This window comes from Gelidibacter sp., from assembly GCF_035515035.1.
Lineage (GTDB): Bacteria > Bacteroidota > Bacteroidia > Flavobacteriales > Flavobacteriaceae > Gelidibacter.
This window is the reverse complement of the sequence record NZ_DATJCA010000155.1, coordinates 1-23971: the sequence shown is the minus strand read 5'-3', so window position 1 is coordinate 23971 and position 23971 is coordinate 1. Positions and strand designations below refer to the sequence as shown.

Annotated in this window: 21 protein-coding genes and 1 tRNA gene; 13 read left to right on the top strand and 9 right to left on the bottom strand. The window is 37.8% G+C overall.

Features of this window, described 5'->3' with window-relative positions:
• Window positions 1-110: 110 nt before the first annotated feature.
• The 7 genes from trmB to VLZ86_RS12795 all read left to right on the top strand — a co-directional run bounded on the left by trmB (window position 111) and on the right by VLZ86_RS12795 (window position 5219).
• A complete protein-coding gene (gene trmB / locus VLZ86_RS12825) occupies window positions 111-785 on the top strand; it encodes a tRNA (guanosine(46)-N7)-methyltransferase TrmB (RefSeq protein WP_325452012.1) in 675 nt (224 codons plus the stop codon).
• A gap of 2 nt (window positions 786-787) precedes the next feature.
• Window positions 788-1417 carry a LysE family transporter gene (locus tag VLZ86_RS12820; RefSeq protein WP_325451951.1) on the top strand — a complete coding sequence of 210 codons (630 nt, stop codon included), beginning with the start codon at window positions 788-790 and terminating at the stop codon, window positions 1415-1417.
• Window positions 1414-1743 carry an MGMT family protein gene (locus VLZ86_RS12815; protein ID WP_325451949.1) on the top strand — a complete coding sequence of 110 codons (330 nt, stop codon included), beginning with the start codon at window positions 1414-1416 and terminating at the stop codon, window positions 1741-1743. Before VLZ86_RS12820 ends, VLZ86_RS12815 begins: the two co-directional genes overlap by 4 nt.
• 290 nt (window positions 1744-2033) lie before the next feature.
• On the top strand, window positions 2034-3170 hold the full coding sequence (locus VLZ86_RS12810; protein ID WP_325451947.1) for an Mrp/NBP35 family ATP-binding protein: 1137 nt from the start codon (window positions 2034-2036) through the stop codon (window positions 3168-3170).
• Window positions 3171-3217: 47 nt separating this feature from the next.
• The gene (locus VLZ86_RS12805; RefSeq protein WP_129015277.1) at window positions 3218-3469 is read left to right on the top strand and encodes a NifU family protein; all 252 of its coding nucleotides are present in this window, start codon (window positions 3218-3220) and stop codon (window positions 3467-3469) included.
• Between the two features lie 211 nt (window positions 3470-3680).
• The gene (locus VLZ86_RS12800; protein ID WP_325451944.1) at window positions 3681-4742 is read left to right on the top strand and encodes an NAD(P)/FAD-dependent oxidoreductase; all 1062 of its coding nucleotides are present in this window, start codon (window positions 3681-3683) and stop codon (window positions 4740-4742) included.
• 144 nt (window positions 4743-4886) lie between these two features.
• Window positions 4887-5219 (top strand): 2Fe-2S iron-sulfur cluster-binding protein, encoded by a 333-nt coding sequence (locus VLZ86_RS12795; RefSeq protein ID WP_325451942.1) that lies wholly within the window; start codon window positions 4887-4889, stop codon window positions 5217-5219.
• A gap of 201 nt (window positions 5220-5420) precedes the next feature.
• Here the strand turns inward: VLZ86_RS12795 and VLZ86_RS12790 are convergent, their stop codons facing one another.
• The 4 genes from VLZ86_RS12790 to VLZ86_RS12775 form a co-directional block, all read right to left on the bottom strand.
• The gene (locus VLZ86_RS12790; RefSeq protein ID WP_325451940.1) at window positions 5421-6599 is read right to left on the bottom strand and encodes an acyl-CoA dehydrogenase family protein; all 1179 of its coding nucleotides are present in this window, start codon (window positions 6597-6599) and stop codon (window positions 5421-5423) included.
• Window positions 6600-6663: 64 nt separating this feature from the next.
• The gene (locus VLZ86_RS12785) at window positions 6664-7395 is read right to left on the bottom strand and encodes a tRNA1(Val) (adenine(37)-N6)-methyltransferase (RefSeq protein ID WP_325451938.1); all 732 of its coding nucleotides are present in this window, start codon (window positions 7393-7395) and stop codon (window positions 6664-6666) included.
• A gap of 484 nt (window positions 7396-7879) precedes the next feature.
• Complete coding sequence (rimM, locus tag VLZ86_RS12780; RefSeq protein WP_325451936.1) at window positions 7880-8407, bottom strand: ribosome maturation factor RimM; 528 nt, start codon at window positions 8405-8407, stop codon at window positions 7880-7882.
• 270 nt (window positions 8408-8677) lie between these two features.
• Window positions 8678-9235, bottom strand: a complete 558-nt coding sequence (locus VLZ86_RS12775; RefSeq protein WP_325451934.1) for a 30S ribosomal protein S16 — start codon at window positions 9233-9235, stop codon at window positions 8678-8680.
• Between the two features lie 484 nt (window positions 9236-9719).
• On the opposite strand from VLZ86_RS12775, the gene dnaE reads away from it, so the two are divergent.
• The 6 genes from dnaE (at window position 9720) to VLZ86_RS12745 (ending at window position 18174) form a co-directional block, all read left to right on the top strand.
• Window positions 9720-14108 carry a DNA polymerase III subunit alpha gene (dnaE, locus tag VLZ86_RS12770; protein WP_325451932.1) on the top strand — a complete coding sequence of 1463 codons (4389 nt, stop codon included), beginning with the start codon at window positions 9720-9722 and terminating at the stop codon, window positions 14106-14108.
• 370 nt (window positions 14109-14478) lie between these two features.
• Window positions 14479-14796 (top strand): thioredoxin, encoded by a 318-nt coding sequence (gene trxA, locus VLZ86_RS12765; protein ID WP_325451930.1) that lies wholly within the window; start codon window positions 14479-14481, stop codon window positions 14794-14796.
• Between the two features lie 164 nt (window positions 14797-14960).
• On the top strand, window positions 14961-15506 hold the full coding sequence (locus VLZ86_RS12760; RefSeq protein ID WP_325451928.1) for an ATP-dependent Clp protease proteolytic subunit: 546 nt from the start codon (window positions 14961-14963) through the stop codon (window positions 15504-15506).
• A 134-nt stretch (window positions 15507-15640) separates the two neighbouring features.
• Window positions 15641-16570 carry a DUF58 domain-containing protein gene (locus tag VLZ86_RS12755; RefSeq protein WP_325451926.1) on the top strand — a complete coding sequence of 310 codons (930 nt, stop codon included), beginning with the start codon at window positions 15641-15643 and terminating at the stop codon, window positions 16568-16570.
• 80 nt (window positions 16571-16650) lie between these two features.
• Window positions 16651-16724 (top strand) — tRNA-Asp (locus VLZ86_RS12750).
• 229 nt (window positions 16725-16953) lie between these two features.
• Window positions 16954-18174 carry a site-specific integrase gene (locus tag VLZ86_RS12745; RefSeq protein WP_325451924.1) on the top strand — a complete coding sequence of 407 codons (1221 nt, stop codon included), beginning with the start codon at window positions 16954-16956 and terminating at the stop codon, window positions 18172-18174.
• 38 nt (window positions 18175-18212) lie between these two features.
• On the opposite strand, the gene VLZ86_RS12740 is transcribed toward VLZ86_RS12745, so the two are convergent.
• The 5 genes from VLZ86_RS12740 to VLZ86_RS12720 form a co-directional block, all read right to left on the bottom strand.
• On the bottom strand, window positions 18213-18446 hold the full coding sequence (locus tag VLZ86_RS12740) for a siderophore-interacting protein (RefSeq protein WP_246925252.1): 234 nt from the start codon (window positions 18444-18446) through the stop codon (window positions 18213-18215).
• Between the two features lie 18 nt (window positions 18447-18464).
• Window positions 18465-18980 carry a hypothetical protein gene (locus VLZ86_RS12735; protein WP_325451921.1) on the bottom strand — a complete coding sequence of 172 codons (516 nt, stop codon included), beginning with the start codon at window positions 18978-18980 and terminating at the stop codon, window positions 18465-18467.
• 356 nt (window positions 18981-19336) lie between these two features.
• Window positions 19337-21580, bottom strand: coding sequence for a patatin-like phospholipase family protein (locus tag VLZ86_RS12730; protein WP_325451919.1), 2244 nt, complete (start codon window positions 21578-21580; stop codon window positions 19337-19339).
• A 9-nt stretch (window positions 21581-21589) separates the two neighbouring features.
• The gene (locus VLZ86_RS12725) at window positions 21590-22369 is read right to left on the bottom strand and encodes a lipopolysaccharide kinase InaA family protein (protein ID WP_325451917.1); all 780 of its coding nucleotides are present in this window, start codon (window positions 22367-22369) and stop codon (window positions 21590-21592) included.
• Between the two features lie 294 nt (window positions 22370-22663).
• Window positions 22664-23971, bottom strand: a 1308-nt coding sequence (locus tag VLZ86_RS12720) for a hypothetical protein (protein ID WP_325451913.1), incomplete at its 5' end; no start/stop codon positions are given.

Here is a 23971-nt window from a genome sequence, read left to right as displayed (position 1 = left end):
TTTTGCAAATTATTAAAAAGATTGGCGTGTTTAGAGCACGCAACCTGAAACGACAAACAAGTCTGCCTGTTCGTAGTTATAGCGGAGGCAGGAAACCAGAAAGAAGAAAAGTGGGAAGTAAAAACAAACTCAAAAGATTTAAGGAAAATGAAACCTTTTCAAACGTTTATCAACCAACGCGAGAAGAATTGATCAATGATAACTTTGATTTGAAAGGCTCTTGGAATGCTAAGGTTTTTAAAAACGAGCAACCTTTGGTTTTAGAATTGGGCTGTGGAAAGGGAGAATATACCCTTGGATTGGCAGCAAGATATCCAAATAAGAATTTCATTGGAATTGATATTAAAGGTGCCCGATTTTGGAGAGGTGCAAAAACTGCTATAGAAGATGGGGTTTCAAATGTTGCTTTTTTGCGAACCCAAATTGAGCTCATTGACCATGCCTTTGGGAAAAATGAAGTTGATGAAATATGGATTACTTTTCCTGATCCTCAAATAAAATATAAGCGTACCAAGCACCGAATGACCAATGCTGTTTTTTTAGAACGCTATAAATCCATCCTCAAACCCGAGGGTGTAGTACACTTAAAAACCGATAGTGAATTTATGCACGGCTATACTTTAGGTCTACTTCATGGCGCCGGTCATGACGTGTTGTATGCCAACCATAATGTTTATAAACAAGAAGGCAGTCCAGCAGAAGTCACAGAAATTCAGACCTATTATGAAGGTCAGTATTTAGAAAAGAACAAAGCAATTACTTATATTAGATTTAAAATTAAATAAACTTGAACATTACCGTCATATTTTTACTTGGAATGGTCATCGCCCTTGTCGGCGTTATTCCTCCTGGATTATTGAATATGACAGCTGCCAAAATAAGTCTTAAAGAAGGGCATGTAAGAGGCATAATGTTTTCTGTTGGTGTTTGTGTAGTGGTGTTTTTACAAACCTATATTGCCGCCATGTTCGCTCGATATTTATCTAATCATCTAGATGTGGTTAAAGTCTTGCAGCGTGTGGCGTTTGTCATATTTGTGCTGATTACGGTTTATTATCTCCTTATCGCAAAAGCGACTTCAAAAACTGAAGTAGAACCACAATCGAGAAGCAAACACAGTCGCTTTTTTCATGGCGTGTTCCTATCGGCCATTAATGTATTTCCAATTCCTTATCAAGCCTATATGACCGTTACCTTGGCCTCATTTGGATGGCTGGAGTTTAATAGACCGATGATTATTTCCTATGTTGGCGGTGCCGTAATGGGGACTTTTGTTATGTTGTATATGTATATTTTCTTTTTTGATAAAATAAAAAACAAAAATCTCACCTCCCAAAAAAACATGAATTATATTATTGGGACTATTACAGGGATAATTGCCATAGTCACCCTATTTAATATTTTGAGGGCGTTATGAAAACAAAGACCCTCAATTTTTTTGAAAAGGTCTATGAGGTCGCAAAGCAAATCCCCTATGGTCGTGTAACCAGTTTTGGCGCTATTGCAAATTTTTTGGGCGCAGCAAAAAGTGCAAGAATGGTAGGTTATGCATTAAAGGGTTCGGTTGGTAAAGATGTTCCGGCCCATCGCGTGGTCAATAGGAAGGGATTGCTTACTGGCAAACATCATTTTGAAGGCACCAATTTAATGCAACAACTCTTGGAAAGTGAGGGGGTTCTTGTAAGGGATAATCAAGTCCAGAATTTAGATGAGATCTTTTGGGATCCAAGTAAAGAGCTTTAGATCATACTTCTCAAAATTAAATTATTATAGCATTCTTCTCAATCGAATAATATACGATATGGTTTTGTCTTATTATTTTTAAATTTCTGTGGAATTTACAAATAATCACATAAAAATTAGTGATAGACGACTTCAATCCTGCCATTGAAATCTTCATGCTTCCAGCTTCCGTCTTCCATCATTATTAATTATATTTGCACTTTAGAATGATTCTTAATAAAATAAGAGGAGAATAAAAGACGAACGCGTTTAAGTGCCTTTTTTCTTTTTCTTTTTAGCATCTCAAAACAATGAAATTACATAAACAAGACATCCTTAAAGCGCTTGAAAGTATTACTGTTCCTGGCGAAGGTAAAAACATGGTGGAAAGTGGTGCAGTGAAAAACGTCGTTACTTTTGCAGACGAAGTCATCGTTGATATCACTATATCCAACCCAACCCTTCAGGCGAAAAAGAAGACTGAAGTTGAAATCATGAAAGCCATTCATGATAAGGTTTACGAAAAGGCAAAAATCACCGTAAATATAAAAGTGGACGCCCCGCCAAAATCGTCGGCGAACACCATCAAAGGGAAAGCCATTCCGGGGATTCAAAATATTATAGCAGTTGCTTCCGGTAAAGGAGGCGTAGGTAAATCTACAGTTACGGCAAACCTAGCGGTTTCTTTAGCTAAAATGGGCTTTAAAGTGGGTATTCTAGATGCTGATATCTATGGGCCATCTATTCCGATCATGTTTGATGTGGAATTAGAAAAGCCAATAGCCGTTAACATCGATGGTAAATCCAAAATGAAACCTGTAGAGAGCTATGGGGTTAAGATATTGTCCATCGGATTTTTCACCCAGCCAAATCAAGCTGTGGTATGGCGTGGTCCAATGGCAGCAAAGGCACTAAACCAAATGATTTTTGATGCACATTGGGGTGAATTGGACTTCATGCTCATTGATTTGCCTCCCGGAACCGGAGACATTCATTTAAGTATCATGCAATCTTTACCTATCACAGGTGCCGTTATTGTAAGTACGCCGCAAAACGTAGCTTTAGCTGATGCCAAGAAAGGTGTGGCCATGTTTCAGCAAGAAAGCATTAACGTTCCGGTGTTAGGAATTATTGAAAATATGGCCTATTTTACCCCTGCTGAATTGCCAGATAATAAATATTATATTTTCGGAAAAGAAGGGGCTAGACACTTGGCTCAAGATTTAGATGTTCCATTTTTAGGCGAAATTCCGTTGATACAGAGCATCCGTGAAGCCGGAGATGTGGGGCGTCCTGCAGCTTTGCAAACGGCCACGCCTTTGGAAAAAGCCTTTGAAAAACTAACCCAGAACGTTGTGGAAGAAGTAGTGAGACGTAATGACGATTTACCGCCTACAGAAGCTATCAAAATTACAACGATGGCTGGATGTTCAGCAGTTAAAAAATAAATAACAATGCCATTTCTTGGTATTGTCAACATCCTTAAATACGTAATATGACAACTGAAGAACTTAGATTAAATGTAGAGAAAGCACTAGATGAAATTCGACCATTTCTGCAAAGTGATGGTGGTGACATTGCTTTATTGTCCATTGAAAATGACAATTTGGTAAGAGTGCAATTGGAGGGTGCTTGTGTAGGATGTTCCGTCAATCAAATGACCTTAAAATCGGGTGTTGAAATGACTATTAAAAAATATGCTCCGCAAATTGAACATGTCATCAACGTAGAGGGGGAAATAAAGTAGAGAATCGGTTAAGAATTGGAAAACAGTCAATAAGGTGCTATATGGAAATCTTGGCGATGAAATCCCCCAATACCCAGAGCCGCATTCTTAGCGCAAATGACAAATATCATAAAATTTAAGTTTTATTATTTGGATTTTTGCGTCATAAAATAAAGTTGAATTAAAGAAAATACCACTTCAGCCTGTTGTAAGACAGGATCGTGGCCATTATATGATTAAAACAGATATACTTATCATTGGCGCAGGACCAACAGGACTTTTTGCTGTGTTCGAAGCCGGATTATTAAAAATGAAATGCCACTTAATTGATGCCTTGCCACAGCCTGGCGGTCAATGTACAGAGCTTTATCCAAAAAAACCTATCTATGATATTCCTGGTTTTCCTGAGATTTTAGCGGGTGATTTAACCAAAAATCTTCTGGAGCAGTGTAAACAGTTTGAACCTGGGTTTACTTTGGGTGAACGCGCAGAGACCATTGAAAAACAAGATGACGGTAGTTTTATTGTCACCACTAATAAAGGCACGAAACATCAGGCACCAGTGGTTGCCATTGCTGGAGGTTTAGGTAGTTTTGAACCACGTAAACCTTTGATTGCTAATATCGGCTATTTCGAAGATAAAGGTGTGGAATACTTTATAAAAGATCCGGAAATTTATAGAAATAAACGTGTGGTCATTTCAGGTGGAGGAGACTCTGCTTTGGATTGGAGTATTTATCTATCTGATATCGCTTCAGAAGTTACTTTGATCCATAGACGAAATGAGTTTAGGGGTGCTTTGGATTCTGTGGACAAAGTTCAAGAATTAAAGGATGCCGGAAAAATAAATTTGGTGACCCCAGCTGAGGTTATCAATATTGTTGGAGATCATAAAGTGGAGGCCGTCGTGGTTTCGCAGGCTCAAAATATCGAAAAAGAATTTGAGATTGAGTGTGATCATTTTATTCCATTGTTTGGATTGTCCCCTAAACTAGGACCAATTGCCAAATGGGGACTGGAAATCGAGAAAAATGCGATAGTGGTCAACAATGCCTTAGACTACCAAACCAACATCCCAGGTATTTTTGCCATAGGTGATGTGAATACCTATCCTGGTAAACTGAAACTTATCCTGTGTGGCTTCCACGAAGCAACTTTAATGTGCCAAGCTGCGTATCAAATTATCAATCCTGGAAAACGCTATGTTTTAAAATATACCACGGTGAGTGGTGTGGATGGTTTTGATGGCACACGTAAGGAAGCACCAAAACAAGTGGTGAAAGCGATTGACTAAATTGGTGATGGGCAGATGACGAAATATAGTAGGCCGTAGCTTCTTTTGAATGAACAGAATATTTCTACAAGAATTCCAAAACATCCTACAAGGATTCTAAAACTTTGTAGGTTTATTACAGAACTTAGAATTAAAGATTATTTCATGGAACAGGACGTAAAAATCAAAATAACAGACAGAGAAGGTATTACTCATGAGGTCATGGCGCCTACGGATATGGCCATGAATTTAATGGAAGTGGTTAGGAGCTATGAGCTTGCTCCAGAAGGAACAATAGGGACCTGTGGAGGAATGGCCATGTGTGCATCTTGTCAGTGTTATGTGGTAAATGGCACTCAGCTTCCAGAAATGCAAGATGAGGAAGAGGCCATGCTATCAGAAGCTTTTTATGTGAAAGATAACTCTCGATTAAGTTGCCAAATTCCTATTACCGTTGAATTAGAAGGCTTGGAAGTGGAATTGGCTCCTGAGTCTTAATTACCGGGAGACCTCACAGGTTTCTAAAATCTGTTAGTGCTCACAATCATTAAAACCGTCTTTATTCTTTACTTATAAACACAAAAAAAATGCTTCCGTTAAAAGAAGCATTTTTTGTTTTGTAAATCGATGGATAAGAAGATCAACCCATCTCAAGGTTAACTATGTTGAACCTGAAGTTTCCCGCCTGCGCAGGAACTTCTATTTAAAGGCGTTCAAGCCTGTAATGTCCAATCCTGTAATCAACAAGTGGATATCGTGTGTGCCTTCGTAAGTAATGACACTTTCAAGATTCATAGAGTGGCGCATGATGCTGTATTCGCCAGTAATTCCCATACCTCCTAGTATTTGACGTGCTTCACGAGCAATTGTAATAGCCATATGGACATTATTGCGTTTTGCCATGGATATTTGTGCTGAAGTTGCGGTTCCATTTTCTCTCATGACGCCAAGTCTCCAGGCCAATAGTTGCGCTTTGGTGATTTCGGTTATCATTTCGGCCAATTTCTTTTGTTGCAATTGGAACTGTCCAATAGGTTTTCCAAACTGCATACGCTCTTTACTATAACGTAAGGCGGTGTCATAACAATCCATGGCCGCACCAATAGCGCCCCAAGCAATGCCGTAACGAGCAGAATCCAAGCAGCCTAGTGGCGCACCTAACCCGGATTTATTAGGTAAGAGGTTTTCTTTGGGAACTTTAACGTTATCAAATATCAGTTCTCCGGTAGCCGAAGCTCTCAAGGACCATTTATTGTGGGTTTCAGGGGTTGAGAATCCTTCCATTCCACGTTCTACAATCAATCCATGGATGCGGCCTTCTTCATTTTTCGCCCAAACAATGGCTAATTGACAAAAAGGTGCATTTGAAATCCACATTTTGGCACCATTTAATAGATAATGATCACCCTTGTCCTTGAAGTTTGTGGTCATGGCCGCAGGATCGCTCCCATGATCAGGTTCCGTAAGTCCGAAACTTCCCATCCATTCGCCACTGGCGAGTTTTGGAAGATATTTTTTACGTTGTTCTTCGTTTCCGTATTTCCAGATGGGATACATCACTAATGAAGATTGTACAGAAGCTGTGCTTCTCACGCCTGAATCGCCGCGCTCAATTTCTTGCATGATCAAGCCATAAGAAATCTGATCGAGGCCAGCACCACCATATTCCGCAGGAATATAAGGTCCAAAAGCACCAATTTCGGCAAGACCGTTGATGATTTGTTTAGGAAATTCCGCTCTTTGGGCATAATCTTCAATAATAGGGGAAACTTCACGTTTTACCCATTCTCTTGCGGCATCACGTACCAAACGATGTTCGTCATTTAATAACTCATCAATATTGTAATAATCAGGGGCTTGAAACAAATCTGGCTTCATTCTTTTGGATTTAAATTATTGAAATACAAAAGTAACGAAAACGTTATCAGGGAACAATTTTAAACTACATTTTGAGATAGAAATCTTTGGTAAGCGAAATATAATCGTCAGTATACTGATGGCGTGAAGTTTCGATGATCAGTTCCTTTGGGTTTACTTTAGTCTCCTGGAAAGAGAATTGAAGTAGGCTTCGCTTGATTTCTGATTGCAGTGAGCCTTTAACTCTTAAAATTCGGTTGGGAAAAAGATGTTCTTTGGAAGCTAATACGATAAACTCTTTTTCTTCCGAAAAAGGAATGACCACAGCAAATGTTCCTTGTGGAGATAGTAGTTTTGATGCACTTTCAATGAGTTGTCTAAATGGCATGGCATCCATAAAACGGGCCAAATCACGTTGTTCATTGTCGCTTTTGTAAGTGTTTAAATAGAAGGGCGGATTTGAAATAATCAGGTCATACTTCTCATCGGTTTCTACTTCATCATCAGAAACCTCTTCAACAAATTCCTCTAAAGCTGCATGGTAGCAAAAAAGCCGATCTCCCCAAGGTGAACTTTCAAAATTCTCAACACATTGTTCATAGGCTGCATCGTCAATTTCAATGGCATCAATAAGTTCGGCGTTACTACGTTGTGCCATCATTAAGGCTAGGATACCTGTGCCCGCGCCAATATCTAAAATAGAATATGGATTTGAATCTAACGAAGTCCATGCACCTAGTAATACCGAATCCGTACCAATTTTCATGGCGCAACGGTCTTGATTTATTGTAAATTGTTTAAATTCAAAAGGGTTCATATAAAGTGCCAGGTTTTTTAAAGTTCAAATTCTAAAGTAAAAACAATACATTAGGTTTTGATTAGGATTGCAGATGAAATTTTCCTTATTCTTCCGCCTCATTTATAAGAGGAGTTAACCCCAATTCAAACCGTTCATTTAAATCTCTTAAAAATTTTAGCCATAGTACTGATTCTTTGGCTCCTTTTCTTGCGATCTTAAGTATGAGTTTAAAAATTTTATCACCAAGCTTCTCATCCAATATAGTTTCCCGCTATTGAACCTGACGAACGGACAAATGTTTTGCCTTTATCAATGGTCGAAAGGGTTTTGAGTAACTTAAAGATTCTTAGTCTGCAGTTTCTCGCAAATAAATAAGTCCTTTCCTCCAAATCATAAATTTTATTCTTCTCCATAACTTTCAAAATTTTGGAATTTAATACATTTTATTCTTTTGGGATTTGGAGCTTATTCTGTTGGAATTTGGTGCTTTAGTATTTGGGATTTATTGTAGGTACAATTCAATCAGCCCTTCCGGAGTGTCAACAATAATCAATTTCTTCTTTTTGTCTACTTTTTTGATAAACGCATCATTCATCGGAATCAGGATTTCGATCCCATCACGATCTATTTCAAAAAGTGCTTGGGCTGTAGAGTCATTAATTGATTTTACAATTCCAACCATTCCAAAGTTGACATCTTCCACCGTAAAACCGATGATCTCATGAAAATAGAATTTATCGTCATCAAGTTTGGGAAGAAATTCTAAAGGCAGGTATAAATCAGACTTCAGTAAAGCGTCCGCATCCTGCTCGGTGTCAACATCTTCAAATTTTATGCGCAACAATTCTGACTTATGTAATTGAGACGATTCAATAAAAAACGGTACTAAATTATTGCGTAAATCTATGAAAACAGAGTCCATGTCTTCAAACATTTCAGGTTCATCAGTGTCTAATTTTATCAACAATTCACCTTTAAAACTGTATTTCTTTACAATTTTTCCAACGAAGAAGCAGTCTTTTTTTAACATCGGTCTTTTTTTATTTAATCTACAATTTAATGAATATAATGTGATCCTGCAGAGCAGTGAATTATATGTGTATATAAGATCTCGCCAAAGGTAAAGTTTTACATTTAACCTAAGATTCCCTTTTGCACGGGAATGTGTAAAATTATTTATGAGATCCAGTCAAAAGGCTAGATTTGTTCAATAACGCATTCTTTTTTTTAAAAGAATCCTATTTCACAAAAAAACTCCGATAGGTCATATCGGAGTTTAAAAGTATAAAAAATAAATTCTTTATTCTTCTGTTTTTGTTTCAGCATCTTCGGCAGGAGCATCTTCAGTAGTTGCTTCCACTTCGGCAGGCGCATTTGCAGCAGCTTCAGCAGCCTCTGCATCGGCAATTGCCTGTGCAGCTTCAGCTTCACGCTTCGCATTTGTTTCTTTTTCCGCTTCAAGAGCTTTTGCTTTAGCATCAGCACCAGCTTTTGCTAAACCTTCTTTCTTGGCGTCAACTTTACTTGCTTTTTCTTCTAACCAAGCAGCAAATTTCTCTTCTGCTTGCTCTTCGGTTAAAGCACCTTTTCTAACACCACCTGCAAGATGATTTTTCAACATGGCACCTTTGTAAGACAAAATTCCTCTTGCCGTATCAGTAGGTTGTGCGCCACTTTGAAGCCAACTTACAGCCAAGTCAACATCTAATTCAATAGTTGCTGGATTGGTTGTTGGATTGTAAGCACCGATTTTCTCTAAGTATTTACCATCCCTTTTTGATCGTGCATCAGCTGCAACAATCCAGAAATAAGGTTTCCCTTTTTTTCCACGTCTTTGTAATCTGATTTTAACTGACATAAATAATTAATTAGTGAGGTTCGCGACCTCTATTATTAATAAGGCTGCAAAGATACCATAAATATTTTTTTATTGTCAAATTATTTGTACTAAATAAATTGAAGTCAAATGCTTATGCGGTTTTAAGCTACAAACAGTAACAAATATGTCCAAAAAGCCATTGTTTTTCTATTCTTATAAATTTGACCGGACCATAATTGTTTTGTTCTCTATTCGTTGTGGTAGGGATATTAGTGCATAACGTACTTAATTTCCAAAATGCCGTGAGACAAATGAAATTTATCTATAGTTTTTAACGGCACTCCTTATGGTTTGCTTTTTCTTTGGTAATTTTTCATGACTTTCCCTTTAAAAAAACGTTATTTATATGTAATTTTAAAAACTTATATTTCAAAGAAAAAACCCAGCAATTTCAACATTTTAAGCTCAAATATTCGTGAATTCGTATTTAAAAACGACGTCACGACAAACAACTCTACAATACATGTATTTAATATTCGATACCGAAACCACAGGATTACCAAAACGCTGGGATGCACCCATCAGTGATACTGACAACTGGCCGAGATGCATCCAAATTGCATGGCAATTGCATGACGGCATGGGCAACTGTATTGAGCATGAGGATTATTTGGTTCAACCTGACGGATTTAATATTCCGTATGATGCTGAAAAAATCCATGGTATTTCGACAGAATTGGCCCAACAACAAGGGATTCCATTGGCTGAAGTATTGGAAAAGTTCAATGCAGCCTTGGGGAAAGCAAAGTTTGTGGTGGGTCAAAATGTTGGTTTCGACTTAAATATTATGGGGGCTGAGTTCCATCGTGAATGTGTTGTAAATAACTTGCAGGAACTTCCTGTTTTGGATACCTGTACCGAGCATACCGCAACTTTATGTCAACTTCCTGGAGGACGCTATGGCAGATTCAAATTACCGACTTTAACGGAGTTGCACGAGTTTCTTTTTAATGCGCCTTTCGCGGAAGCGCATAATGCTACCGCTGACGTTGAAGCAACCACACGTTGTTTTTTGGAGTTGATAAGACGTGAAGAATACACCCAAGAACAGTTGGATGTGCCGTCAGATTATTTCGAAAACTTTAAGGAGGCAAATCCCGCTACGATACAGCTTATCGGTTTAAAGCATATCAACCTAAAGGCTGAAAGTGCAAAAATTAAAAAGCAGATTGAAGCTCTCCAAGAATCTGACGAGCCTACAAAAAAGGAGATTGCCCAAAATATAGAAGAACTTAAAGAGGTTGAGTTTGTGCATTTACACAACCACTCCCAATTTTCAGTATTACAATCTACTATCAGCATCCCTCAGTTGGTGGCAGCAGCAGCAGACCAAAACATGCCAGCGGTGGCGCTTACAGATCATGCCAATATGATGGGTGCCTTTCACTTTATAAGGGCCGTTGGTAATCATAACCGAAACGTTGAAGCGAAAAACAAAGCGGCAGAAGAGCGTGGAGAAACGCCTAAAGAAAAAACAATAAAGCCTATTCTTGGGTGTGAGTTTTTTGTATGTGAAGACCATAAAGATAAGTCGCGAAAAGATAATGGGTATCAGATTGTCATTTTGGCCAAAAACAAGAACGGCTACCATAATCTGTCCAAATTATCATCACACGCCTTTGTGGATGGATTTTATTATCTCCCTCGGATTGACAAGAAGTTGATCCAACAGTACAAGGAAGATTTAATTGTGCTCACGGGGAATCTCTATGGAGAAGTTCCAAGTAAGATCTTGAATATTGGTGAAAACCAAGCAGAGGAAGCCTTGCTATGGTGGAAAGAGGAATTTGGCGACGATCTTTATATTGAACTGATGCGACACAATCAGGAAGATGAAAATCGAGTAAATCCTGTTTTGATAGAGTTTGCCAGAAAGCATAACATCAAGTTGGTCGCAACTAATAACACCTATTATTGCAAAAAGGAAGATGCCAACGCGCACGATATTTTGCTGTGCGTAAAAGATGGTGAAAAGCAGTCAACACCAATTGGGCGTGGCAGGGGTTATCGATTTGGGATGCCTAACCAAGAATATTATTTTAAGTCTTCAGAGGAGATGAAAAAACTCTTTAAGGACATTCCGGAAGCCATTTCCAATATTCAGGAAGTGGTTGATAAAGTGGAAGCTTTTGAATTGGCAAGAGATGTGCTTTTGCCAGCATTTAATATTCCTGAAGAATTCAAACATGAGCAGGATCTTATTGACAAAGGCAAACGAGGTGAAAATGCTTATTTACGTTATATAACTTATGAAGGTGCCAAAAAACGGTATCCAGAACTTACAGATGAAATCAAAGAGCGCATTGATTTTGAGTTGAGCGTCATTGAAAATACGGGATATCCTGGATATTTCTTGATTGTTGAGGACTTTATACGAGAAGCCCGAAATATGGATGTTTCCGTCGGTCCAGGTCGTGGATCTGCGGCCGGATCAGTGGTGGCATATTGTTTAAAGATTACCAATATCGATCCGTTAAAATACAACTTGCTTTTTGAGCGTTTCTTGAATCCGGATCGTGTAAGTATGCCGGATATTGATATTGATTTTGATGATGAAGGCCGGAGCAAGGTGATGGATTATGTCATTGAAAAATATGGCAGCAATCAGGTGGCGCAAATTATTACATATGGTACGATGGCGGCAAAATCCTCCATTAGAGATACTGCAAGGGTTTTGGATCTGCCGCTTTTTGATGCGGACAGGATTTCAAAACTTATCCCTACCATGTCCAAATTGAGTAAAATATTTGGATATGATGAGAAACAACTCAGTAAAGCATTCCGATCTGACGATTTAGAAAAGGTCAATGAGCTGCTTAATATCGCCGAAGGTTCAGGCTTGGAGGCTGAAACTTTAAATTTGGCACGAATTCTTGAAGGATCGGTAAGGAATACGGGAATCCACGCATGTGGAGTGATCATTACACCTGATGATATTACAAAATTTGTCCCAGTGGCCACCGCTAAGGATTCTGATTTGTATGTGACCCAGTTTGACAACTCGGTGGTTGAGGATGCAGGATTGCTGAAAATGGATTTCTTGGGATTAAAAACCTTGACCTTAATTAAGGATACGGTGAAAATTGTGAAAGCAAAACACGATATTCTGCTAGATCCTGATAGTTTTCCTTTAGATGATGAATTGACTTACGAGCTGTTCCAAAAGGGTGAAACCGTCGGGGTGTTTCAGTATGAATCGCCTGGGATGCAAAAACATCTCAAGGAATTAAAACCGACCGTTTTTGAGGATTTGATTGCTATGAATGCCTTGTACAGACCAGGGCCAATGGAATACATTCCAAGTTTTACGCGACGAAAACACGGCGAAGAAGAGATAGACTATGATCTTCCTGCGATGGAAGAATATTTAAAGGAAACCTACGGGATTACCGTTTATCAAGAGCAGGTGATGTTGCTGTCCCAAAAACTAGCCGATTTCACAAAAGGTGAAGCCGACGTTTTGCGTAAGGCGATGGGTAAAAAGCAGATTTCGGTTTTGGACAAAATGAAACCAAAATTTATTGCCCAAGCAGAAGCAAAAGGTCATGACGCCAAAAAACTGGAAAAAATTTGGAAGGACTGGGAGGCGTTTGCAAGTTATGCGTTTAACAAATCGCATTCCACCTGTTACGCATGGATTGCCTATCAAACCGCCTATTTAAAAGCCCATTACCCGGCAGAATATATGGCTGCGGTATTGAGTAATAATATGAATGACATCAAACAGGTGACCTTTTTTATGGAAGAATGCAAGCGCATGAAATTAAATGTGCTTGGACCAGATGTCAATGAATCTTTTTATAAATTCTCTGTAAATAAAGATTATGCGGTTCGCTTTGGAATGGGTGCCATTAAGGGCGTTGGACGGGGTGCGGTAATGACCATTGTAGAAAATCGAAGAAAAGATGGCCAATATAAATCTATTTTTGATTTTGCAAAACGGGTGGATCTAAGAGCCGCCAACAAAAAAGCATTTGAAAATCTCGCATTGGCTGGCGGATTTGATTGTTTTACCAATACCCATAGGGCGCAGTATTTTCAGGATGATGGTGACGGGATCACCTTCTTGGAAAAGGCTATAAAGTATGGCAGTAAGCATCAGGAGAATGAAAACTCAGCCCAAGTGAGTTTGTTTGGAGATGCCAGTGATGTCCAAATTGCAGAGCCTTTAGTGCCGCCGTGTGAAGAATGGGGGACTATGGAAAAATTGGCGCAAGAGCGAGAAGTTGTTGGGATTTATATTTCCGGACATCCGCTTGACGATTTTAAGGTAGAAATGAAAACCTTTTGCAATTCTACTTTAGCACACTTTACAAATCTTGAACCTTTTGTTAACCGTGAAATGACTTTTGGTGGGGTCGTAACCGATGTTGAGCACCGTGTGAGCAAACAAGGTAAAGGTTGGGCCATGTTTACCATTGAAGATTATACCGACAGTTTTGAATTCCGGATTTTTGGAGAAGAATATCTAAGGTTTAGGCACTTTTTGGTAAGAAGTTCATTTGTTTACGTCAGGGTGTATGTCAAGGAAGGCTGGATCAACAAAGAAACGGGTAAGAAAAGTGAGCCAAGGTTACAATTTTCCAGCTTTCAATTGTTGCATGATGTGATGGATACTTATGCCAAAAAATTATCCATTCAGTTGGAGATAAATGATCTGAAAGAGAGCAAAATAAAGGCGCTAGAAGATATTTTAAGAATGCATGAAGGTAATCACGCGCTGAATTTCTTAGTATATGATACCGAAGAAAAAATGAAGTTGCACATGCCCAGTAGAAAGCAAAAAGTGAGAATTTCGCAAGAATTACTTGATGAACTGAACAATCAGGATGTGTTTTACAAACTAAATTAACCAATGCGTGCGAAGGCCGCGATCTCACGACCAAAAGTCGAGTGGTATTAATTCCTGCGCAGGAGGGAAACCTTTAGTTTCAATGAAGTTAACCTATTAATATTAAAATGCGTCTTGATATAAAATCGGCATTGATAACAGCATAATGGTTAAGTCAAAAATTATTGGATGCTTAGGATTAGTTGGTTATAATTTTCCAAATTCAGGCATCGGATTGCAACGCAAAATGCAGTGGATGCGTCCCGGAAATCGTCATAACCATCGCAAATCCAGCTATAAGCAAAACAAATGTTAAGCGTATAAGGATTGGCGAAAATTTTGACTAATTTTGTTTCTTTAAGTTAAATAGAACAATTAAAGCATAGAAAATATGGCATTAGAAATAACAGATGCAAACTTTGAAGAAACGGTTTTGAAAAGTGATAAGCCGGTAGTAGTAGATTTTTGGGCCGCTTGGTGTGGACCATGTAGAATGGTTGGGCCAATCATTGATCAAATTAGTGAAGAGTACGAAGGTAAAGCTATAGTTGGTAAAGTGGACGTTGATGCAAATCAGGAGTTTGCTGCTAAATATGGTGTACGTAACATTCCAACGGTATTAGTGTTCCAAAACGGAGAAGTTGTTGGAAGACAGGTTGGTGTGGCTCCAAAAAACGCGTACACTGACGCTATCGACGCACTTTTGTAATCGATGCATAGAAGATTCGCAACTGCTGTTAAACTGAAATTTAAAATTCAAAAGTGATGGTAGGATTTGCGATCTGACATGAATAAAACACAATAATCAGTTAAATTGATGAAAGGTTTGCTTTAATGGTGAACCTTTTTTTATTTTAGATAAAAATTTAAGAAATGAGTGATAAAATAAAAATTCAAGATGCGATTGATCGCAAATTCATCGAAGAGCGTAAAATATTCCTTTGGGGACAGGTGGACGATAAATCGGCAAAACATGTTATTGATCGCTTGATGTATTTAGACGCTTTGGAAACCAAGGATATCCAGTTATATATCAATAGTCCTGGAGGTTATGTAACTTCTGGATTTGCAATCTATGATTGCATGAAATCTTTGAAAAGTGAGGTGTCTACAATTTGTACAGGATTCGCCGCTTCTATGGGATCTATACTATTATCGGCAGGAGAAAAAGGGAAACGTTTTATCCAGCCCCACGCACGTGTGATGATCCACCAACCAAGCGGTGGTGCGCGCGGACCTGCAAGTGATATTGAAATTACCGCAATGGAAATTTTGAAAACTAAGGAGTTGAGTGCTAGGTTGCTGGCTGAAAATTGTGGTCAGACTATTGAAAAGGTGATGAAAGATTTTAACCGCGACCATTGGATGGGGGCAGAGGAATCTGTGGCTTATGGGATTGTGGATGAAATTATGAAATAAGTATTTAGTAGCAAGTATTAAGTACTAGGTATCAAGAATCAAGATTAATGTCTCTTTTTTAATTGAATTTAATTAAAGAAAAGACCAATCTTGATTCTTGATTCTAAAAGCGAAGCGGTCTAATATCTAAATTGATGAATTTACAAGCAGAACTCAATAAAACAGGAGGTTTTAAAAACCTTGAACTTCTCGCCAAACAGGTGGTTGAAGGTTTTATTGCCGGGATGCACAAGAGTCCGTTTCATGGGTTTTCGGCAGAGTTTGCCGAGCATAAGATTTATAATCAAGGCGAGAGCACAAAACATATCGATTGGAAATTATATGCCAAAACAGATAAACTGTTTACCAAGCGCTATGATGAGGAAACCAATTTACGTTGCCATTTGATTATTGATAACAGTAGCTCCATGCATTATCCGGAAATGACCGAGTTCTCGATCAACAATCTGAATAAAATCGCGTTTTCAGCATTGGCTTCTGCCAGTTTAATGCATATTCTTAAAAAACAGCGGGATGCGGTAGGCATGAGTATTTACAGCGATGCTTACGATTATTACGCACCCGAAAAAGGCAGTGAACGGCACCATCAAATGTTATTGAGTGAGTTGAGCAAAACGGTGGTTTCAAAACCTGTAAACAAGCAGACTGAAACCTATACCTATCTCCATCAAATTGCGGAAAAAATCCATCGGAGATCTTTGATTTTCTTTTTTACGGATATGTTCCAGACCACTACAGATCAAGAGAAATTGTTTGAAGCCTTACGGCACTTAAAACATAAAAAACACGAAGTGGTCTTATTTCATGTGTTTGATAAAGACAAGGAATTGACTTTTGATTTTGAGAATACGCCAAAACGCTTTATAGATGTTGAAACAGGCGAGCACATCAATTTGTATCCGGAAACAATTAAAGAGGCGTATGAAGAAGCTGTAGGTTCCTATTTTGATGAATTACGTCTTAAGTGTGGCCAATATCAAATTAAATATGTGGAGGCGGACATTACAAAAGATTTTGATAAAATCCTGACAACATACATGGTAGAGCGCGGAAAATTTAAGTAAGCATTAATTTTGTAAAAAATGACCTAAATTGTTTGCGATATTGAAAATGCAGTGTATATTTGCACTCGCATTAACGCAACGGTCTGGTAGTTCAGTTGGTTAGAATGCCGCCCTGTCACGGCGGAGGTCGCGGGTTCGAGTCCCGTCCAGACCGCAGAAGAGGAAATCAAAAAGCTTCAAAACCCTGTAAATCTTATGATTTACAGGGTTTTATGTTTTTAAGCCCATCATAAGATTTGGTTCTATTTGATTCTGAAAGGTCACAAATCGTCAACATCTTTGGCTGTCTTAAATTATGTTGACAGAATGATGTATCTTACTACCATTATTATAGTTGATTTGACTTTCGTCTATACAATGTTTAACCATTAAAGACGACAACTATGAGATCTTCTTCAACATTTTCAGTACTGTTCTGGGCATACGGTAAACGCGCCGTAAATGACCGAGCAAACATTTACGTGCGTATTACTTCAAACGGCAAACGTGTCAACATTAGTCTTAAAAGGAAAATCAATATTGCTACATGGGATGAAAAATCTCAAAGAGCAAAAGGGAAAGATAAGGATTCGCGTATTTTAAATTTATATTTGAATGAAGTGCAATCAAAAATCTATCGGATTTATGAAGAACTAAAAACAGCAGATAAGCCGTTTACCTCTCAAATGATTAAGGCTAAATTTTTGGGAGAGGATAAGAAGCACTTTACCTTTCGAGACCTTATTGATTATTATAACAATAAGATGCAGCATAAACTCCAAGTGAGTACGAGAGGCCAATATAAGACTAGTCAGCAGTATATGTTATTGTATATTTCTGATGAATATAAGCTACCTGACGTGCCTCTTTCAGATTTGGATTATGGATTTATTATAGGTTTTGAAAATTTCCTTCGTTCCTACATTCCAAAGGTAGGGCAAACCAAAATTGGAAACAATACAGCAATGAAGCATATTAAGCGTTTGCGAAGGATGGTCACGCTTGCCTACCGCATGGAATGGATCGGCAGGGATCCATTTGTCAATTTTAAAATGAAGATTGAGAAGAAAGAACGGGTTTTCCTTACAAAGACGGAGTTACAGGCTGTTGAAGATCTCACTTCCTCAATTGAACGTTTGATTGTTGTAAGAGATTTATTCGTTTTCAGTTGTTACACAGGTATATCTTATAGTGATATAATAGAATTGACAAACGAAAATATTGCAATTGGAATAGATGGCAAACCCTGGATAATGGCAACGAGAACAAAAACTGGCACTCCGTTTAAAATTCCCTTACTGGCAAAGGCTGGACATTTGATTGGGAAATACAGTGAGCACGTAAGGACTAGTGAAACTGATCGTCTTTTACCCAAACTGTCCAATCAAAAATCGAACAGCTATCTTAAGGAAATAGCAGATCTCTGTGGTATTAAAAAGAATCTTACCTTTCACATGGCACGACATACCTTTGCAACGACTGTTACCTTAAGTAATGGTGTGCCCATCGAAACTGTTTCAAAACTTTTAGGACATACGAAATTGACAACAACCCAAATTTATGCACAAGTAGTGGAAAAAAAGGTAAGCCAGGATATGGAAAAATTGAAATTGATACTGGGGTGAAAATTAAAATTGGATTGATTCATGAACTGAATGGGGTGTTAATGTTCGGCAGGTGAATAAAGTTCTTTTTTCCCTCGCTTCATCATCACACCTAAGGCATCTCCAGGTTTTGAATTTGCGGCCCAAGCAGATGCTGGTCCTTCATCGCCGTGAACCACAAAATCAATCCAGATTTCCTTTTTTTCCAAGTCAATTCCGCGGTGGGTATATGTACGTATGATGGGTTTTGAATACGTACGGGGATATTCCCAAGATCGAGTTTCAGAATTCATTTTTGGCATTGTGAAATTTTATGTCCCAGCCGGAGGAATGATTATTTTATTGTTAATCCCTACCGTGGTAGCCGCGATTTCAGTCACACTTTCACCTGTTAAGAAAATTCTCAGGTAGTGCGGTGTAATATATTCTTTGCGCACTACAGTAAAGGGAGCGGCAATAAAGGGATTTGCCGAAGGGATGGTGCTGTCTTTCATATTTTCTTCTATAATATTTATGCGTGAAGTATTTGAAAATGAACCGAGGACTACAACTTTAGACCAATCTATTTCATCATTCATTTTGCTTATTCTGCAGTTTTCAAACGTATCATTTGGTTCCTGAAAAAAAGTAGCATTCGCCCAAGTGCCACTTACACGTACATGAGCAGGTGCAAGTCCTTTTGCCAAATTCATCAACCTTTTATCGGTAAGATTAATGGGCGACAGTTTTCGGTACAGCGCCTCGTCCTTTTGAGAAATGTCATACGATGAAACGTCTGCCAATTGAGACAAGCTGTCCATCAGATCATATGGTTCCGTCAGCCCCACTATTGTAAATACGATATTGGCGGTTCGGCTTTTTAATATTTTATTCCTTGTTGTGGCAGTTAGTTTATTGTCAATTTGAAGTGTTTATTAGATCTAATATAAAAACAAAGTCCTTAAAAGTAATGACGTTTGCCTTTGAGGACTATTTAAATTGATTTGTGATTAAATCAAGTAGTCGACCAATAAAAATGCAAAATATTATTATGCTGGAAACGCAACGTTGCTACTTGCTGTTTTGTCCGCGAATACCTTTCACGTTCTCATGTTTTTGTTTGCCGCTGATTTTTATACTCGTATTATAAACGGATACACTAATAATTTCATGTATATAAATCTGTAAATAAATCCTTTATCTTTTAAAAATTTAAAGAATAACCTATGTTAAAACTGGCTGAAATATTATTATTTATATCATTATACATAAAAATAGCTTCTAGTGGCCCGATAAAGGATCTATAACCTGCAGCCAATGCAATACCCCAAACTGTACTGTCCGTCTGATTCTCGTCATTGATAAAATTAGATGTGATAAAATCGTATTTCAAAAAGCTTGACGCTCCGGTTAGAACAAGTTTTTTGGTCACAGAATAATGAAATCCTACCTGTGGAGCAATCACGCTGGAGCTGAAAATGGAATTGGCACGAAAACCCGGAAATAAAATCTGATTCCGTATGACCAAAGCGTTGCCTCCAACAATAAAATCGTTGAGAAAAGGTTGCTTATTTCCAAAATGCATGCCTGAATGTAATTTAAAAAATAGGGAATGTTTATGAATAGGCAAATAGTGAGCTGAATAATAATGTATCGAATAATATGCTTTTTTACTGAATAAGGGAGAAGGTTGTGGCGATCCTGAACTTCCATCATCATAAGTAAAATCGGGATGTTGATTGAAGTTTACGCCAGCTTCAAAATCAATAATATTACCGCTGTTTGGATAGGAAGGACTGTTTAAGTTGTTAAAATGTAAATCAACAAATCCGGTAAGGAAATTGGTTTTCCCATAAGCCCTTGGGAATGTTTCAATCTCGGGTGAATATTTTAGATACTCATAGCGAGAACCTATTCCTATAGTAAAATTTCCCGTAATAAGATTGTTGGCGTTTACCTCAAATGCAAAATGTTTATGATTATATAAACCTGATTTTTTGAGGTTCTCATTATATACGGATATGTCGGTATATTCTGCTTTTACAGTAGATTCCAGATACCAGTTTCTTTTGTTATTAAAGAAATACAGATTCCGTATATTAAACTGTGGATTCTCACCGATCGCAATTTCGGCAGAGGTTTCAGAAAATGGATTAGAATACCCCAATACCGTATAACCAAGTATCAAGGCAATCCCCCGCTCTGAATTATAGTTCAACCCCGTTTTAATAAGATGCTGCGGTTCTTTTTCAAAATTAATAGTTACCGTTACACTGTCACTTTCATTGTTTGGTACAGCCTCATAATTTATTTTTCTGAAATTTCCCGAACCAAAAACTTCCCTGATCCTATCGGAGAATACATCCGAAGAATAACTTTTATTATCTTGAAAATCCATCATATTCATAAAAAAATCGGCTTCTCTTTTACTGAGTCCGTTGGCATGAACTTTTGAAACAAACAATTCATTTGTCATTTTACGCTTCTCATTGTGTACGGGTTCTTTGCCATAAATTGCATCAAGCGAATCCTTGAACCGCTTCAACTGAGGATATATTTCTTTTCCTCTCTTGATCCCTAGGCTAATGATTTCATTTGAGGACGAAAAACTTGATGCATTGAATTTTTCAATGGGATAATCAACAAAGATATCTGTAGATTTTACTTGTTGCTGAAAATCCTTATTCTCCTTATAGAATGCAAGTTGAGAAATCATTTGAAATGGATTATCGATATCCTTTCTTTGCAATAAAATACCCGAAACGGAACTTCCAATAACAAAATCCGCGCCCATATCCTTGACTTCTGACACTGGAAAATTCATGGCGATACCGCCGTCAATAAGGGTTTTTTCATCAATTTCGACGGGAGTAAAGGCGACTGGAATTGCCATACTTGCACGAATAGCTTTAACGATATTACCGTTTTTAAGAACTACGGCATCTCCATTTTCAATGTCTGCTGCAACACAGCGAAATCCTTTTTGGAATTTACTAAAATCCGCGGTTGTCAGGTAGGGAAAAAACAATTCATTGAGCGTCAACCAAAGTTCATTGGATTCCAAAGCTCCTTTTCGGAAAGATAATTTCCCATCTATCAAAGGGATTTCAAGATATTTTCCCATGTTATTTTTCTTTGGGAGTATCAGTAAATCATAGGGTGATCTATTTGTGAGTATCTTATCCCAATCTATTTTGCGCGCCATATCTACTATTTCTTGGCCGCTGTAACCCACAGCATAAAGTCCGCCAACAATAGCGCCCATACTCGTTCCTGTGACATAATCCACTTTAACTCCGGCCGAATCAATAGCCTGTAACAATCCTATGTGAGCAAGCCCTTTAGCACCACCGCCACTCAGGGTAAGCCCAATTTTGGGACGTTCGCTTTCTTGGGAAAAAGCAATTGAACACATTAAACAAAAAAGGATCAGGAAATATTTTTTCATAGTAAAAGTTTAGTCAATCGCTTCTTTGTGCGTATTTCTCCTTATTACAGGTGCCACATATTTTTTATATAAATCTTTAAACAGGATTTTTAGACGTTTGAAAATCTGATATTTTTTTCTCTGATATAATTGTTTGTGAGCAAATGAGAAAACATCAAACTCAGCCATCTCTGCATATTTTGAGATAAGGATTGAATATTGTTCAAAGGGCAGAAAGAGTCGATTCAAATTCTTGACCCTTCTCTGTTGAGTCGGCTTTTTGAACTTTAATCGATTAATGTCAACCAAGGAGAAATCAAAGTTCCCTTTATGATCCTTTGTCGTTAATATATTAGATGTGTGTAAATCAAAATGAAATACTTCTTTTTTATGAAGATTATACAAAAACGCTCCCATAGCTTCTAAAAAAGGTGCATCAGGACGCTCTGTTAGATATCTATCGGCTGTTTCATGTTCCACAAAACAACTTATAAAATAAGAGTTCTTTAAGAATAATCCAGAGCTCTCTTCCACATAAGCAGCGGGAAAAGGTGTACCTATTTTGAGATCCAATAATCTAAGGGCATTTTCATACGAGCGTCTGGCTTTAGATTTTCTAAGAAATTTATAAATAATCCTATTGGCTATGGTAATCTTTTTAAAAGATTTTACAACAAACTTATTTTTTTGGTATTCAAAAATCTTAATTTCATTTCTATGGTTTTGAATAATATGTCCCTGTGTAGCAAAATTGTCAATAGTGTCTGCTATAAATCCATTTAGATGTAAGTAATCTAAATGGATTTTCATCTTTCTCTTCATTTCTCATCAATTTTTCCATTATTAAATTTCGTAACTAATCAGTTCTAACAAGAAATTCTATCCCTTTAGGGTTAAGGTTAAAACAAGTGCATTTCGAAATAGATTGATTAAATTTCTTTTTTCTGCTAACATCTGACCGTGTTTCGCTAGTCAGTTCCAGGGTTATTAGAGCTTGCTCTATTTTTCTATTTTCCAAGAACTCATAATATTCTTCACGTAGATCTTCGATTTTTTCCTTTAGTTCTTTAGTGATTTTAAAAAAGGTAGCCATAGTCTTAGATTTCATGTTAATTGATTACTGAATTTATAACCCTTAATGCTATTGCCTCTGATTACTTTTCTGAATAAAATCAGTCTTCTGTAATTGAACTGTCCGTAATGGTGGGTTAGTACGAAAACAAGTATGGGTATAATAAACCAGCACAAAGAGCCTAAGACTATTTTTAAAGAAGCCAGCATCGCATTGATCTGGGTTGTTCCATAGATACTCATACCGTTGGCAAAATATCCCGCATCCAGATGCATAGAAATATCGTTCAGGCTCTGCCATTGTCCCTGATAAGTCGCCCAACCGATGATAACTCCGCCAAAAGCGGTTGCAAAAAAAGTCCGTACCATCAGCAGAATACCGATAATACCGAACATATCGTTCATTTCCAGATCCAGCGAAGCGTAAAACCAGATGCCTATGAAGAGAATCCCCATTCCCACACCTTTTAAGATCATGGGAATGTAGAAGTATTCGATGTTCATCTGTGGCTGTATAAGCAGATAGAGCATCAGGCTATGCAGAAAGAATGCTATAAAGCCCGAAGCAATATAGTATTTCAGGTTCCACTTGTTTTTAAAGCTATAAAAAGCAAAAACTCCTCCGATAACAATACCCGGGATCATCCATAAATTCAATTTTGCGTTAATCAGGTTATTGTAACCTAAAACACCTACAGTATATTGAACAAAAATGCTTGTACTTGCAAGATAAACACCCAAAAACATCAGTAAAATAAGGCTATGCGAAACGTTTTCCTTTTTGAGGATTAAATCAAATTTTATCAGTTTCCGTTTGCGTGTTTTTTGTATTAATATAGTCGCCAATAACAATACTATACCTAATAACAGCGCACCTATAATAAAAGGTGAACTGAACCAACCTTGCTGACGCATAAAGGTAAGACCTACGTTAAAGCACATGGCGGAAATGGCTAACAATCCCAAGAATAACCAGTCAATCTGGTACAAGGGCATTTTGAAACAGAAACGCTGGTTGTGCTGAAATATTAAAGATAAAGCAGCAATAACAAGCATCAATGCAGACATAATGAAATAAGGAGCTTGCCAGCTGCTGGTAAACACCAGATTGGCCATTAAATAAGATGATAATTGCCCGATGCCTATTGTCAAAGGATAGAATATTGCGTAGAATTTTCCTCTGTCTCCCGTAGGAGATATAATAAACATAACGGGCAAAATCATCTCAATCATTGGAAACATTTTAAAGAAGCCAATAAAAAAGCTTCCTGTAACTACCACCAACGGATTGTCTGTTGTTCCGATCACAAAAGAAAGTATGGCTAGTATAATAGCACTGCC